Source organism: Xanthomonas sp. WHRI 1810A (assembly GCF_040202885.1).
In the GTDB taxonomy this organism is placed as follows: Bacteria; Pseudomonadota; Gammaproteobacteria; order Pseudomonadales; family Pseudomonadaceae; genus Aquipseudomonas.
Genome location: NZ_JBEGED010000016.1, coordinates 126,879 through 140,655, shown reverse-complemented (window position 1 = coordinate 140,655; position 13,777 = coordinate 126,879). Strand labels below are relative to the sequence as shown.

General features: G+C 63.5%; 15 protein-coding genes. 3 read left to right on the top strand and 12 right to left on the bottom strand.

Translation table 11 applies throughout. The features are described 5' to 3' along the window. Nucleotides 1-222: 222 nt before the first annotated feature. Complete coding sequence (locus ABQX22_RS21585) at nt 223-483, bottom strand: hypothetical protein (protein WP_349801898.1); 261 nt, start codon at nt 481-483, stop codon at nt 223-225. Between the two features lie 177 nt (nt 484-660). Between ABQX22_RS21585 and ABQX22_RS21580 the strand changes: the two genes are divergently transcribed. Continuing rightward, nucleotides 661-1,107 (top strand): thiol-disulfide oxidoreductase DCC family protein, encoded by a 447-nt coding sequence (locus ABQX22_RS21580; protein ID WP_349801897.1) that lies wholly within the window; start codon nt 661-663, stop codon nt 1,105-1,107. Nucleotides 1,108-1,189: 82 nt separating this feature from the next. Here ABQX22_RS21580 and ABQX22_RS21575 read toward each other — a convergent pair whose 3' ends face one another. Continuing rightward, nucleotides 1,190-2,203 carry a GlxA family transcriptional regulator gene (locus tag ABQX22_RS21575; protein WP_349801896.1) on the bottom strand — a complete coding sequence of 338 codons (1,014 nt, stop codon included), beginning with the start codon at nt 2,201-2,203 and terminating at the stop codon, nt 1,190-1,192. Nucleotides 2,204-2,311: 108 nt separating this feature from the next. Next, nucleotides 2,312-2,719: a winged helix-turn-helix transcriptional regulator gene (locus ABQX22_RS21570; RefSeq protein ID WP_349801895.1), complete on the bottom strand. Its 408-nt coding sequence runs from the start codon at nt 2,717-2,719 to the stop codon at nt 2,312-2,314. 97 nt (nt 2,720-2,816) lie between these two features. Between ABQX22_RS21570 and ABQX22_RS21565 the strand changes: the two genes are divergently transcribed. Continuing rightward, a complete protein-coding gene (locus ABQX22_RS21565) occupies nt 2,817-3,752 on the top strand; it encodes an aromatic alcohol reductase (RefSeq protein ID WP_349801894.1) in 936 nt (311 codons plus the stop codon). Nucleotides 3,753-3,755: 3 nt separating this feature from the next. Here ABQX22_RS21565 and ABQX22_RS21560 read toward each other — a convergent pair whose 3' ends face one another. The 9 genes from ABQX22_RS21560 to ABQX22_RS21520 all read right to left on the bottom strand — a co-directional run bounded on the left by ABQX22_RS21560 (nt 3,756) and on the right by ABQX22_RS21520 (nt 11,702). Continuing rightward, on the bottom strand, nt 3,756-3,890 hold the full coding sequence (locus tag ABQX22_RS21560) for a hypothetical protein (RefSeq protein ID WP_349801893.1): 135 nt from the start codon (nt 3,888-3,890) through the stop codon (nt 3,756-3,758). Nucleotides 3,891-4,218: 328 nt separating this feature from the next. Further along, nucleotides 4,219-4,632: a RidA family protein gene (locus ABQX22_RS21555; protein WP_349801892.1), complete on the bottom strand. Its 414-nt coding sequence runs from the start codon at nt 4,630-4,632 to the stop codon at nt 4,219-4,221. 62 nt (nt 4,633-4,694) lie between these two features. After that, nucleotides 4,695-6,095 carry a formimidoylglutamate deiminase gene (locus ABQX22_RS21550; RefSeq protein ID WP_349801891.1) on the bottom strand — a complete coding sequence of 467 codons (1,401 nt, stop codon included), beginning with the start codon at nt 6,093-6,095 and terminating at the stop codon, nt 4,695-4,697. Further along, nucleotides 6,092-6,865 carry an amino acid ABC transporter ATP-binding protein gene (locus ABQX22_RS21545; RefSeq protein WP_441005316.1) on the bottom strand — a complete coding sequence of 258 codons (774 nt, stop codon included), beginning with the start codon at nt 6,863-6,865 and terminating at the stop codon, nt 6,092-6,094. Before ABQX22_RS21545 ends, ABQX22_RS21550 begins: the two co-directional genes overlap by 4 nt. Next, nucleotides 6,865-7,530 (bottom strand): amino acid ABC transporter permease, encoded by a 666-nt coding sequence (locus tag ABQX22_RS21540; protein WP_349801890.1) that lies wholly within the window; start codon nt 7,528-7,530, stop codon nt 6,865-6,867. Before ABQX22_RS21540 ends, ABQX22_RS21545 begins: the two co-directional genes overlap by 1 nt. A gap of 92 nt (nt 7,531-7,622) precedes the next feature. Next, complete coding sequence (locus tag ABQX22_RS21535; RefSeq protein ID WP_349801889.1) at nt 7,623-8,378, bottom strand: transporter substrate-binding domain-containing protein; 756 nt, start codon at nt 8,376-8,378, stop codon at nt 7,623-7,625. Between the two features lie 61 nt (nt 8,379-8,439). Continuing rightward, complete coding sequence (locus ABQX22_RS21530) at nt 8,440-9,174, bottom strand: IclR family transcriptional regulator (RefSeq protein WP_349801888.1); 735 nt, start codon at nt 9,172-9,174, stop codon at nt 8,440-8,442. Nucleotides 9,175-9,622: 448 nt separating this feature from the next. Next, nucleotides 9,623-10,918: a flavin-containing monooxygenase gene (locus ABQX22_RS21525; protein WP_349801887.1), complete on the bottom strand. Its 1,296-nt coding sequence runs from the start codon at nt 10,916-10,918 to the stop codon at nt 9,623-9,625. A gap of 178 nt (nt 10,919-11,096) precedes the next feature. Beyond that, on the bottom strand, nt 11,097-11,702 hold the full coding sequence (locus ABQX22_RS21520) for a TetR/AcrR family transcriptional regulator (protein ID WP_349801886.1): 606 nt from the start codon (nt 11,700-11,702) through the stop codon (nt 11,097-11,099). Nucleotides 11,703-11,871: 169 nt separating this feature from the next. On the opposite strand from ABQX22_RS21520, the gene ABQX22_RS21515 reads away from it, so the two are divergent. After that, complete coding sequence (locus ABQX22_RS21515; protein WP_349801885.1) at nt 11,872-13,254, top strand: aspartate aminotransferase family protein; 1,383 nt, start codon at nt 11,872-11,874, stop codon at nt 13,252-13,254. Nucleotides 13,255-13,777: the final 523 nt, after the last annotated feature.

The window sequence follows — 13,777 nt, the reverse complement described above, 5'->3', positions numbered from 1 at the left end:
CACGGGAGCGAGACCTTTTGGTTACTTTTGCGGCGTTTGGCAAAAGTGACCCGCCGTAAGGGCGGAACCGATATCAGCCACACCCCCAATAACGGATATTCACACGATCGCAGGAGCATCAGACAAACCGCTTCGGTCGAGCGCGACCCCGGAGCCTCGCACAGGCTCATCAGCGCCTACAGCGGCCCACGTGATCGGCAGATTAGCGCTAGACCCTCAGCCTCATTTCTGCGGCGGTGTCTCAATCGACTTGGGCACATCGCTGGTCGGCACGAAGGTCTTGTTCTCTTCGGCAGCCGCCGCCTTGGACTCATCTTCAGCCTTGGCCGCCTTGCCACTTTCCTTCGCCGCGTCGTTCGCTTTGTCCTGCGCCTTCTCGGCGTGCTGCTGAGCGTCCTGGGCCTTGTCTTCGGACTTCGAATCGCAGGCGGCCAGCCCGAGTACGGCGGCGAGGATCAAGGTACTGCCAATTAGCTTCTGCACGTGTCATTTCCAATGGTCAACAAATTGAATTAGCTTCGAGCCGCGGGCGTCCAAGGAAGTTCAGTGCGTGTGACCGTGATCAACGCCTTGATAAATCAAGCGAATCCGACGCAACCCCGACAGCCCGTCGTGCGCCTCCCATCGTGGCCACGGCACGTGCCCATAGGAAGTCACCCCATGAACAGCCCAAGCACTCGCCCTGCCCCGTTCCTCGCACCGGACGACGTCGTCGTGCTGTTCGACGGCACCTGCAAGCTCTGCAACGGCTGGGCGCGGTTTGTGATCGAGCACGACCGCGCGCACCGGATGAAGCTCGGCGCGGTTCAGTCACCCGAAGGCCAGGCGCTGCTGAAGTGGGCAGGACTGCCCCAGGACAAATTCAACACCATCGTGCTGATCGCCCACGGCGAGGTGTTTATCCGCTCGGAGGCGATGTTCCAGATCATGGCCCGGCTCCCCGCCCCATGGTGCTGGCTGACGGTGGCGCGAGTGGTGCCGGGTGCGTTGCGTGACTGGCTGTACGACAAAATCGCGCTGAATCGCTATCGATTGTTTGGGCGGTACGACGCGTGTCGGTTGCCGGCTGCGGATCACCACGGGCGCTTTTTGCAGGCAGAGGGTTGAGCGAGAGATCCTTTGGCGGCAGGACGATGGCCATCGCGGGCAAGCGCGCGCCTACACAGATAAGCGTGCGGCCAGAAGCATCCTACTTCACCCGCCGCGTCTCTTTCGAAGGGCGATAGCCGAAGTAGGCGCTGTAGCATTTGCTGAAGTGGCTGGGCGAGACAAAGCCGCAGGCCACCAGCACGTCCACCTGGGACATTTCGGTGTGTTGCAACAAGCGGCGGGCTTCAGTGATGCGCAGTTCCAGGTAGTAACGTTGCGGCGTGGTGCCCAGTTGCTCCTTGAACAACCGTTCGATCTGCCGACGGGAACGGCCTGCGTATTCGGCCAGTTGTTCCATCTCCAGCGGTTCTTCCAGATTGGCGTCCATGAGCTTGACCACCTCCCGCAACGGCGCACTCACGGACAGGTGCGGCGAAGGTTTGATGCGCCGGTAGCGAGATTCTTCGAACGACAGGATGTCCTCGATGCCTTCCACCAGCGCCTTGTCGTGCAGCGCTTTGATCCACTCCAGCGCCATGTGATAAGCCCCCGCCGGGCTCGACGCGGTCAGGCGATCGCGATCGATCACGAACGCTTCGCTGGTGACATGGGTCACTTTCGAGACCTCCGCCAGCGCCGGTCGGTGCTCGGGATGGATGGCGCAGCGATACCCGTCGAGCAAACCGGCCACGCCGAGGAACCACGCGCCGTTCCACAAGCCAGCCAGCGCGATCCCCTGCTCGGCGGCGGCGCGCAGCAGCTGGGTTAATTCGGGGTCGACCTTGAGCGGCGTGCGATAGCCGCCGCAGATCACCAGCAGATCCAGTGCCTGCAGGTCTTCGGCTTGAAGCCGCGCGTCGGGCCTGATCACCAGCCCCAGATCGCTGGTCACTTCGCCGTCATGCAGGGCGAAGGTGCGCGACACGAACAGGCCGGGACGCAGCAGGTTGGCGGTGACGATGGTGTCCAGCGCCTGGGTGAACGCGGGCAGGGAAAAATGCTCCAGCAGCAGGAACCCCGCCCGGGCCTGGGCGGACAGATCACGGCGCTCCCCTTCCACATAACGCAGGTTTTTGCCCTGCATCCCACCGCTGAACTGCCGTCGTTCGATCATGCTCGACTCTTTGTGTTGTGGACACCGATACGGTGCCGATCGTCGTTGAAACGCGGGTTGCCGATGCCCTGAAAGGGTTGACCCGCCGTGCAGACCAAGCCCGCTTTTTTACTCCAGCACCTGCTCGGTGTCATACCGAACCCGCGCCTGGCGAAAACCTTCGGCGTTGTCCGCGACCCACATCCACAGCGGGATCATCTGCCCCAACAGGCCCTTGCCCAGCGCGGACAATTCGTAGTCCACACGGGGCGGGACTTCGTTGTAATCCCGGCGCACCACCAGCCCGTCCCGTTCCAGCTGACGCAGGCTGCGGGTCAGCATCCGTTGGCTCACGCCGCTCATGCGCCGGGCAATTTGCGCGTGACGCAATCGTCCTTCCACCCCCAGCGTATGAACGATCCCCAGGGACCAGCGGTTACCGGCGTGGGTCAGCACTTCTCGCTTCAGACCATCGTCTTCGGCACTCAGCGCTTCGCACGCGGCCTGTGATTGCCTGATCAGCTCTTCGTTGTCCATCCGCCCCTCCGGGATCACGGGTGTGCCTACTTATGGGCAGGTTGCTGTGGTGACAGGATAACCGCCTGTCCTCTTCAACCGCACTTTGGAGCATGCCATGCCTTCGCAAAACCCTGTTAAAACCGAGCATATTCTGGTGCTGGGCGCCGGCGAACTGGGCCTGTGTGTCCTGCGCGAACTGGCCACCCACGTCGCGAACGGAACAGCGGCCAGCCTCACGGTGCTGCTGCGTGCGTCCACCGTCGCCAGCACGGACCCCGGCAAACGCGCTGAACTGAACGCACTGCACGCGCTGGGCATCGAGATCCTGCAGGCCGACCTGATCAACGACTCGGTGGAAGACCTGGGCCGCCATTTCGGGGGCTTCGACACCGTCATCAGTTGCGTGGGCTTCGTCGCTGGCGCAGGCACCCAACGCAAGCTCGCCCGGGCCGTGCTTGAAGCGGGCGTGAAACGCTACGTGCCGTGGCAGTTCGGGGTGGACTACGACGTCATCGGCCGAGGCAGCGCCCAGGACCTGTTCGATGAACAGCTGGACGTGCGCGACCTGCTCCGCGCACAACGCACCACCGAGTGGCTGATCATTTCCACCGGGATGTTCACCAGCTTCCTGTTCGAACCGGTGTTTGGCGTGGTGGACCTGGCCCACAACACCGTGCACGCCCTGGGCAGCTGGGACACCCGGGTGACCGTGACCACCCCGGAAGACATCGGCACGCTGACAGCCGCGATCCTGTTCGCCGAACCGCGCCTGGCCAATCAAGTGGTGTTCGTCGCCGGCGACACCTTGAGCTACGGGCAACTGGCGGACACGCTGGACACGGTGCTCGACCGCCAACTGACGCGCGTCGCGTGGGACGTGCCCCTGCTGGAACGCCGGTTGGCCGCCGCGCCCGAGGATCAGATGAGCAAGTACCGCGCGGTGTTCGCCCAGGGCCGGGGGGTGGCGTGGGACAAGCGCGACACCTTCAACGGTGCGCACGGCATGGAGCTGACCACGGCGGCGGCGTGGATCGAGCAGAACCTGACGTAGCCCTCATGCATCGGCCGGACGCGGGTTGATCAGGATCGCGCCGGCAATGACGTTGAACAGAGGGTCCGCACGGGGCGCCAGCGAAGGTTGGTCGTTGAGCCAGGTCAGCGCCCCCACCAGGGCGCACGGGCTTGGCATCTCCAGGGATGTGATCGCCGCAAATCCGTGGGAGCGGACCTGTCCGCGAAGAAGTCAGTACCTCCGCCGCACACCCTTTGCAGCCACGCTCCGCATGGGAGCCATCAACAAACACCCGACAGTGCATCGCGAGCAAGCTCCCTCCCACCAGGATTTTGCATTTGGCGATGAAGCGGCGTCGAACGCCAGAATGTGTAGGCGCTGCCGAGCCGCCGAAGGCTGCGATAGCGATCTGTCTGACACACCGCATCGCAGCCTCGCACGGGCTTGGCAGCGCCTACAGAACCTCAGCAATTACAGGCCAGGCGCTTCCACGGAGAAAGGAATTTCAGCCCGGACCCGGGATACCGCGCCGCTGAACCGCCACGCATTTGATTTCCAGCAGCAGCGCCGGGTGTGCCAGTGCGTCGACGCCCAGGCAGGTCCAGGCGCACAAGCCTTTGGGGAACACCTGATCCTTCACCCGCCGAAAGACCTCCATGTGGGTGGCGAGGTCGACGTGGTAGGTGGTCATGTCCACCACGTCCTCGAAGGTGCAGCCGCCTGCGCTCAGGACGATGCGCAGGTTTTCCCAGGCGGCGAGGAACTGCTGCTCGGGGTCCTCGATCACCACCAGCTCCGGCGTTCGACCGATCTGGCCGGCGCAGAACAGCGTGTCCCCGACTTTCACGGCGGGGGCATAGCCGATGCGTTCCGGGATGAGCTTCATGGACGCGGGGACGATGATTTCGCGATCTGACATTTTGACTCCCGTTTGATGACGGTCAGGTGGATGGCGTGCAGATTACCCCAGGCCGACCGCGATCAACCGGCCTCCTTCAACAATTCGGCCAGCGTTGCCCTGTACCCCTGCAACGCCTCGTGCTCCAGCCAGTGCCGGCCGTTGTCGATGACCTGTCGCCCTCCGACAAACACATCGCGCACCGGTCGGGTGTTGTGTTCGCAGAACACCAGCGCGGACAGCACTTGTCCTGGGGTACTCGGGTCCACACCTGAAGCATCGGGGTCGATGACCAGCAGATCCGCGCGTTGCCCGACTGCCAGGCCCGCCACGGCTCGACCGGTGGCCGCCGCGCCGCCGATGACGGCCTGACTGAACAAGCGATCGGCCACCGCCGGCGCCTGCGGCGTGGCCAGTACGTTGCGGCGTCGATGCAGCAGGCGTTGCCCGTATTCCAGCAGGCGCAATTCGGACCACGGGTTGACCGCCACGTTGCTGTCGGAACCGATGCCCCAACGGCCATTGGCGGCCAGATAACGCTGAGCGTCGAACAGCCCGTCACCCAGATTCGCTTCGGTGGTCAGGCACAGCCCGGCGGTGGCGCCACTGTGCGCCAGGCCCGCGTATTCGGCGTCGTCCATGTGGGTGGCGTGCACCAGGCACCAGCGCGCATCCAGCGGCTGACGGTCCAGCAGCCACTGCACCGGACGCTGCCCCAGCACCGCCACGCAGTCGTCCACTTCCTTGGTCTGCTCGGCAATGTGGATGTGGACCGGCGCCTGCGGGTCATCCAGGTGCAGGCCTTCGACCAGTGTCGTCAGCGATGCCTCGCTCACTGCGCGCAGGGAGTGCGGGGCCACGCCGTAGCGCAGGTTGCCGCTTTGCGGCGCGATTTTCTTCAGCCGTTGCCGCAGGTCCAGGATCCACTCCGGCGACGCGATGAACCGGCGCTGATGGGGCAAAGGCTCGACCTGGCCGAACCCGCCGTACTGGTACAGCACCGGCAACAGGGTCATGCCGATGCCCACGTCCTGCGCGGCACCGACGATGCGCTGGGACAGTTCCGCCGGATTTTCGTAGGGCTGGCCGTCGGCGCCGTGGTGCACGTAATGAAACTCGCAGACCGAGGTGTAGCCGGCCTTGAGCATCTCGATGTACAGGTGACGGCCGATGGCGTGCAGGTGTTTGGGCTGCAGACGCTGGGCGAAGCGGTACATCAGCGTGCGCCAGCTCCAGAACGAATCGGCTGGATCGCCCAGGGTTTCCGTCAGGCCGGCCATGGCCCGCTGGAAGGTGTGGGAATGCAGGTTCGGCATGCCGCTGATAACCGGGCCGGCGGCCACCGGAGTGCCGGGGCCGGGGGTGGCGTCCGGCTCGATGTGGGTCAGATCACCCGCTGCATTCCAGCGCAGCAAGACGTTGCGGCGCCAGCCTTCCGGCAACAGCGCGCTGGCGGCGAACAGGCTGTGATGGGCCGCGCTCACAACGATGGTGCTCCATCGCGGGCCAGCACGCTTTGCAGAAAGCTGCGGGTGCGGGCTTCCCTGGGCGCGGTGAACAGCTGCGCAGGCGGCGCCGCTTCGACGATAGCGCCCTTGTCCATGACCACCACCACATCGGCCACTTCCCGGGCAAAGCCCATCTCGTGGGTGACGATGATCATGGTCATGCCCTCGCCCGCCAGGGTTTTCATGACCTGCAGCACTTCGCCCACCAGCTCCGGGTCCAGGGCCGAGGTCGGCTCATCGAACAGCATCACTTTCGGGTCCATGGCCAGGGCCCGAGCGATGGCCACCCGCTGCTTCTGCCCGCCGGACAAGGTGCCGGGAAAAACGTTGGCTTTGTGCGCAAGCCCGACCTTTTCCAGCAGGCGCATGCCTTGGGCGTCGGCGTCATGACGGGAGGTGTTGCGCAGGGCCATGGGCGCCAGGGTGATGTTGTGCAGCACGCTCAGGTGCGGGAACAGGTTGAACGACTGAAAGACCATGCCGACTTCGCTGCGCAACGCGTCGAGCTTGGTTTCGGACATCATCTGGCCGTCTTCCACCACCGTGTGGCCGCAGGCATGCAGGGTGCCGCCCTCGGCGGTTTCCAGCCCGTTCATGCAACGCAGGAAGGTGCTTTTTCCCGAGCCGCTGGGGCCGATGACCACCACCACCTGGCTAGGCTGCACGCTGAAATCGATGTTGTGCAGCACCTGGTTGCTGCCAAAGGACTTGCTCAGGTTTTTGATGTCGATGATGGGCTGGCTCATCACACTCTCCCGTCAGCGCGCAGCATTTTTTCGGTGCGGCGCAGGATCAAGGTGGTGGTGCCGGTGAGCACCAGGTAGATCAACGCGATGGCCAGGTACACCTCCAGCGAGCGGTAGGACACGCTGATGATTTTCTCGCCCTCGTGCATCACGTCGGCGATGGTCAGCAGCGAAACCAGCGCGGAATTCTTGATCAGCGCGATGAATTCGTTGCCCAGCGCCGGAATCATGCGCACGAACGCCTGGGGCAGGACCACTTTGCGCATCGCCATCTTGTACGGCAGGCCCAGGGAACGCGCGGCTTCCATCTGGCCGTTTTCCACCGACTGGATGGAGCCACGGACGATTTCCGAGACGTAGGCGGCGCTGTAGATGCCCAGACCAAAGATGCCGCAGACATACGCCGGCAACTGAATGCCGAAGTGCGGCAGGCCGAAAAACAGGATGAACAGCTGCACCAGCAACGGCGTGCCGCGCACCAGGGTCAGGTACGTGGTGCAAAAGCCGTAGATCAGTCGGCGTTTGGGGTTCAGACGACCCAGGCCAATGAGCAGCCCCAACACGCAGCCGAGCACCAGCGCCGCGGCGGTGATTTCGATGGTGATCAGGGTGCCGGAGGCGAGCGCGCGCCAGCCGTCCCATACCGGGGAAAAGTCGAGATCCATGGTGTGCTCCGGTTTCTGTTACGTGAATGGCAGGCCGTGAAGACCGCCGGCAGGCAGCGTCCGGCGCCAGGGCCCCGGACGTTTCAAGCCCGTTATTCGACGGTGGTGCCAAACCACTTCTGCGTCAGCGCGGCGTATTCGCCGTTGCCGCGCAGGGTTTTCAGCGCTGCGTTCATCTGCTGCTGCAGCTCGCCGTCACTCTTGCGCACGGCAAAGCCATACAGCTCGGTGGTCAGGCCCTGATCCAGCACGCGAACCTTGGGCTGCGCCTTGGCGTATTCCACCGCCGCCGGACGACCGGTAACGGCCGCGTTGACCCGGCCAATGGTCAACAGGTCGAACATCGCCTGGTTCTTCTCGACCTCGACCACTTCCACTGCGGGGTAGTTGTTTTTCAGGAACTCGATGGACTTGGTGCCCACCTGCGCCGAGACCTTCTTACCCGCCACCAGATCGGCCGGTACGTTGATGCTGGTGTCATCCTTCAACGCCAGCACCGCCAGGCCGCCCCGGTAATAGGAGTCGGTGAAGTTGACCACCTTGCTGCGCTCGTCGGTCATGTAGATGGCCGAGGCGGCGACGTCGAAACGGTTGGCGATCAGGCCGGGAATCAGGCCTTTGAAGCCGATATCGACCCACTCCACTTTCTTGTTCATCTGTTTGCCGATGGCTTCGATCAGCTCGATGTCGAAACCGGTGCGTTTGCCGTCCTGCACGAATTCCATCGGTGGGAACGTGGCGTCGGTGCCCACGCGAATCACGTCATCGGCGGCCTGGGCCGAGGTGCTGAGCAAGGTGGTCAGGGCGAACGCGGCGGCCAGGGGGCCAAACAACTTCATGGCTTTCATTACGGATTCCTTCGGCTAGGGTGAGTCCTGATGCTGTTCAGAACAAGGATTGACCGGCAGGTTAAAAGCGATTGCAGATACGGCTGGCTGCTTTTCTGGTGAGGCTGATCAACTCCGCCTCCCGTGGGCCAACGCGTAATGAAGGCGCCATCAACGTCAGCGTGCCCTCGAGTTTTTCATCGTGGGAGATCAACGGGACGCTGACGCCCCATACCCCCAGGTCCACTTCGCTGTCGCTGGTGGCGTAACCGTTCTTGCGGATAGCGGCGATTTCCTTGGCCAGCGCCGCACTCTTTGCGCAGGGACCCAGCTCGGTGGCGATCAGGTGTTGGCGGGTTTCCTCTGGCAGAAATGCCAGCAGGCTTTTGGCCGACGCGCCCTGCATCATCGAATGGGTGCGGCCCTTGGTGAAGGAACAGCGCAGGGAACTGCTGCTCTCCTCCATGGCAATGCAGACCATTTGCCCGTTGCTGTGGACCAGCAGACCGACGCTTTCGCCGGTGCGCTCCACCAGGGCGGCGAGTTCGTCGCGGCTCTGGTTGATGAGATTGGAAGTCTGATCGAAGCCCCAAGCCAACTGCACGCCGGTGGCGCCGGGCTCATAGAGGCCGGTGGTCATGTGCTCTTGCAGCAGGCCCCATTTCTTCAGGGCCGCGAGATGGCGGTAGACCGTGCTGAGCGGCATACCGACCTGCGCTGCAATGCGCTTGGCGCCGATGGGCTGGCCGGCCTTGGCCACACAGGCCAACACCTGGAGCACGCGGTCGACGATGCTTTTGAGTCCGGAGTCATTCATGTCTGCACTATAAGAGACTCTTCCCGGTTTGGGAGCAGGATTCCCACTGGGCGAGAAAGCTGGCGGATAAACGTGGAATGGGTCGCGATCTGTAGGAGCGCGCTTGCCCGCGATTGCGGTGGGTCAGTCACCGGTGTGCAAGCTGACAGAACGTCATCGCGGGCAAGCGCGCTCCTACAATGATCGGCGGTAATGGCAAGTCTGTGCACGGAGCACAGATCTGTGGGAGCGGACCTGTCCGCGAAAGCTATTTATTGACGAAAAAGAGGTGTCGAATGTACCGGCCCCTTCGCGGACAGGTCCGCTCCCACGGTTTTGCGCCAGACAGATGGACGCGTAAATCTTGTGGAGCTGCCGAACCCGTGCGAAGGCTGCGATGCGGTACATCTGACACAGTGCCATCGCAGCCTTCGTGCCTCGGCAGCTCCTACAAAATCGCGATTGCCCGTTACCCTGCGACGGGTTCTGTGACTTCGCTCTGCCGTTGCGCAGCGTCGCGATACCCGAGGTAGCTTTGCTGAATGGCGATCTGGTCGGCGACGTATTTGGCGTCGTGCCACACGCCCCAGATGAATGCGGAACCCCGGCGGGATTGCCACGGCAGGCCGAGGAAGTAGATGCCGGATTCAGTCGACACCCCGCGCTGGTGCTGCGGTTTGCCGTTGGCGTCAAAGGCGTCGACTTTCAGCCAGCTGTAATCGGTGGCGAAGCCGGTGGCCCAGATGATAGTGGTCACGCCCGCAGCCGCCAGGTCCAGCTCAAGCAGCGGATGGGTCACGCATTCCGGCTCCGGAAACCGCTGGCGCGCCTCAGGTTCCAGTGGCAGGTCCAGGCCATTGCGCGCGACATACGCATCGGCCTTATCCAGCAGCGCCAGGTAATTTTCATCGCCCCGGTTGAGGTTGTCGGCCAGGTCCGGCTGGAAGCTCACCACGCCGTTGTCGAATGAGCGAGTCAGCCCGACGAGGTTCATGCCGCGATGGGCCAGGCCCCGAAAATCCACCGTGCGACCGCCATGGGCACCGCTCACGGCAATGGTCACGTGTTCCCTGCCCGGCTTCATGGTCGATGCATCCCATTCGCCCAGCACACCCAGCCACCAGCAGAAATCCCGGTTGCGGTAAGCACGCGGCGGCCGGTCATGCTGCCCCACCGACAAGTACACCTGACGGCCAGCGCGCAGCAGCTCATCGGCGATCTGCACCCCGGATGAACCGGCGCCCACCACCAGCACCGCGCCCTCGGGCAACTGCTGCGGATTGCGGTATTGCGCCGAATGGATTTGCGTCAGCCGCGCGTCTTTCGGTGCAATTGGCGGGATCACCGGTTGCTGGAACGGCCCCGTGGCCACCACCACGCGCTGGGCCTCGATCACGCCGTCGGAAGTTTCAACGGTAAAGCCCGGACGGCCGACGTTGCGCTCGACCTTTTTCACGTCAACGCCGGTGCGGATCGGCGCGTTGAATTTCCTGGCGTAGGCCTGGAAGTAATCCGCCACGCGCTCCTTGGGGGCAAAGCCGTCGGGGCTGAGGTCGTCGAACTCAAGGCCGGGGAACCGGTCATGCCAGGCCGGGCCGTTGGCCACCAGGGAATCCCAGCGTCCGGTGCGCCAGGCTTCAGCGATGCGGGCGCGTTCCAGGACAAGGTGAGGCACGCCCAGTCGGCTCAGATGCTCACTCATCGCGACGCCTGCCTGCCCGGCGCCCACAACGAGCGTATCGATTTCTAGTTTTCCAACTGACATGTCTGTGTCCTTCCCAGAGGCGGTTTGCAGCATTCTGTTCAGATACACGGGGGAGCGAAATTATGATTTATGTCGTCGCAAGGCAGGAAAAAGCTTGAGCTGGCGGGAAAGCGCTGGTGCGCCGGTGTCGATGCGCCTGGCCGGGCCTCAATGATCACAGGCCGGGCAGCGTGCGAATTCAGCCCTCAAGCATGCCGTGGCACATCAGCGTCAGGAAGCTGCGCATGTGCCGGGCGTGGGCCTCGCGGTCGGGCGTGGTCTCGGTCGCCAGGCGGATGAACGCCATGTTGGCGTACTGATTGAACACCGTGGCCGCCACGTCCATGTCCACCGACGCCTTCAACACGCCCTGCTGCTGATAGTGCAGCAGCAGGGCCTTGGTTTCCTCGATGACGGCGATATTCCACGGCTCCAGAGAGTGCGCAAGGTCCCCGGTGAACAGGAACGGCGCCAGTTCTCGCCACAGCGCAGACGGCATGGCGCGCAGTTGGTAGGTGGTCATCAGGCCTTCGAACTCACACAAGGCGTCCAACGGATTGCCTGTTGCATCCAGTGTGGCCCGCGCCTCGCGCATGGCCTGCTCGTCGGGTGCCTTGAGCAGCGCCAGCAGAATGTCCTGCTTGCCGCCGAAGTAATTGACCACCGTTGGCGCCGACACACTAGCCTGATTAGCGATCTGCTCCAGGGTGGTGGCTTCGAAGCCGTTGGTCTTGAACAGCTCCAGCGCGGCATCGGCAATTACTTGGCGCCGCTGCTCTTTTTGTCGCTCTCTCAGTCCTGTCATGGCGTCCTGTTCGTTCAGCCCGGTTGATCCTACGGGATAGCGCCTCAGCCTACGGACAATTATTTGCGCCGCAAAATGTTTTCTTTACAAAAATATTTTTTGGTAGCAAATACTATCAGGTCCCGCCCTGCTCCCCTTGCATGCGCGGCGCTTCCCACAGGAGAACACCATGTCCGCTGAAACCACGCCAGGCCGCTCCACCCGTGACTATCAGGCCAGTGATGCGGCCCATCACATTCACGCGTTCGTCGATCAGAAAGCGCTGAACGAAGAAGGCCCGCGGGTGATGGTGCGCGGCGACCGATTGGCGTTGTGGGACAACGACGGCAAGCAGTACCTGGACGGCATGTCCGGCCTGTGGTGCACCCACCTCGGTTACGGGCGCAAGGACCTGGCGGCCGCCGCCAGTGCCCAGCTGGAACAGTTGCCCTACTACAACATGTTCTTCCACACCACCCACCCGGCGGTCATCGAGCTGTCGGAGTTACTGTTCAGCCTGTTGCCCGATCACTACAGCCACGCGATCTACACCAACTCCGGCTCCGAGGCCAACGAGGTGCTGATCCGCACGGTGCGCAAGTTCTGGCAGGTCATGGGCCAGCCCGAAAAGAAGATCATGATCGGCCGCTGGAACGGTTATCACGGCTCGACCCTTGCGGCCACGGCCCTGGGCGGCATGAAGTTCATGCATGACATGGGTGGCACCATTCCTGACGTGGCGCACATCGACGAACCGTACTGGTACGCCCACGAAGGCGACCTGACCCCGGAAGCATTCGGCCTGCGGGCGGCGCGCCAGCTGGAAGCAAAGATCCTGGAACTGGGCGCGGACAAGGTCGCAGCGTTTGTCGCCGAGCCGTTCCAGGGCGCTGGCGGCATGATCATCGCGCCGGACACGTACTGGCCGGAAATCCAGCGCATCTGCCGCCAGTACGACGTGCTGCTGTGCGCCGACGAAGTGATTGGCGGGTTCGGCCGCACCGGGGAATGGTTCGCCCACCAGACCTTCGGTTTCGAGCCGGACACCCTGTCCATCGCCAAGGGCCTGACCTCCGGCTACATCCCCATGGGCGGCCTGATCCTGTCCCGGCGCATGGCCGAGGCGCTGGTGGAAAAAGGCGGCATGTTCGCCCACGGCCTGACCTACTCCGGGCACCCGGTGGCGGCGGCGGTGGCGATTGCCAACCTCAAGGCGTTGCGCGACGAAGGCGTGGTCACCCAGGTCCGCGACGACACCGGGCCCTATCTGCAGCAGTGCCTGCGGGAGGTGTTTGCCGATCATCCGCTGGTGGGTGAAGTGCAAGGGGTCGGCCTGGTGGCGGCGTTGCAGTTCGCCGAAGACAAGGCCACCCGCAAGCGCTTCGTCAACGAGAACGACATCGCCTGGCGCTGCCGGACCATCGGCTTCGAAGAAGGCGTCATCATCCGCTCCACCCTGGGCCGCATGATCATGGCCCCGACACTGGTCGCCACCCGCAGGGAATTGGATGAACTGGTGGACAAAACCCGCATCGCCGTGGACCGCACGGCGCGGGAGTATGGTCGGCTTTAACCAGAAGCGTTGCCGGGCTGCCTTCGCGAGCAAGCTCCCTCCCACGGGCTATTCGCCAACGCCCAGATCTTGTAGGAGCGCGCTTGCCCGCGATTCGGTATTCCGCACCCGGAAGATGCGCGGATGTACCGGCCTCTTCGCGGACAGGTCCGCTCCCACCAGATAGGTGATCGGCAGGAGATCAGCGATTGGCTTCTGCCAAAGGCGTAGGAGCGTGGCTTGTCCCGCGATCTGCCGGGGTCGCGCTCGACCGCGAAGCGGCAGCAAAACCTCTGGATGCGGTTTCGACTGACACACCTCGGGCGTCTGGTTTCAGGGCCGCTTCGCAGCCCATCGCAGGACAAGCCAGCTCCCACGGCCTTCGGCCAGAATCGAAAGCCAAGGCGCGGTGACGCGAAGCAGGGTGATGATCACCAAAGCCCGCGGGCATGACACCAATCTGTAGTAGCGCGCTTGCCCGCGATTCGGTATTCCGCACCCGGAAGATGCGCGGATGTACCGGCCTCTTCGCGGACAGGTCCGC

What these genes read in the sequence shown, in the direction of transcription:
- ABQX22_RS21580 (WP_349801897.1), top strand. Translation starts at nt 661, where the DNA reads ATGAACAGCCCAAGCACTCGCCCTGCCCCGTTCCTCGCACCGGACGAC.
- ABQX22_RS21575 (WP_349801896.1), bottom strand. Translation starts at nt 2,203, where the DNA reads ATGATCGAACGACGGCAGTTCAGCGGTGGGATGCAGGGCAAAAACCTG.
- ABQX22_RS21570 (WP_349801895.1), bottom strand. Translation starts at nt 2,719, where the DNA reads ATGGACAACGAAGAGCTGATCAGGCAATCACAGGCCGCGTGCGAAGCG.
- ABQX22_RS21565 (WP_349801894.1), top strand. Translation starts at nt 2,817, where the DNA reads ATGCCTTCGCAAAACCCTGTTAAAACCGAGCATATTCTGGTGCTGGGC.
- ABQX22_RS21560 (WP_349801893.1), bottom strand. Translation starts at nt 3,890, where the DNA reads ATGCCAAGCCCGTGCGCCCTGGTGGGGGCGCTGACCTGGCTCAACGAC.
- ABQX22_RS21555 (WP_349801892.1), bottom strand. Translation starts at nt 4,632, where the DNA reads ATGTCAGATCGCGAAATCATCGTCCCCGCGTCCATGAAGCTCATCCCG.
- ABQX22_RS21545 (WP_441005316.1), bottom strand. Translation starts at nt 6,865, where the DNA reads ATGAGCCAGCCCATCATCGACATCAAAAACCTGAGCAAGTCCTTTGGC.
- ABQX22_RS21540 (WP_349801890.1), bottom strand. Translation starts at nt 7,530, where the DNA reads ATGGATCTCGACTTTTCCCCGGTATGGGACGGCTGGCGCGCGCTCGCC.
- ABQX22_RS21535 (WP_349801889.1), bottom strand. Translation starts at nt 8,378, where the DNA reads ATGAAAGCCATGAAGTTGTTTGGCCCCCTGGCCGCCGCGTTCGCCCTG.
- ABQX22_RS21530 (WP_349801888.1), bottom strand. Translation starts at nt 9,174, where the DNA reads ATGAATGACTCCGGACTCAAAAGCATCGTCGACCGCGTGCTCCAGGTG.
- ABQX22_RS21525 (WP_349801887.1), bottom strand. Translation starts at nt 10,918, where the DNA reads ATGTCAGTTGGAAAACTAGAAATCGATACGCTCGTTGTGGGCGCCGGG.
- ABQX22_RS21520 (WP_349801886.1), bottom strand. Translation starts at nt 11,702, where the DNA reads ATGACAGGACTGAGAGAGCGACAAAAAGAGCAGCGGCGCCAAGTAATT.
- ABQX22_RS21515 (WP_349801885.1), top strand. Translation starts at nt 11,872, where the DNA reads ATGTCCGCTGAAACCACGCCAGGCCGCTCCACCCGTGACTATCAGGCC.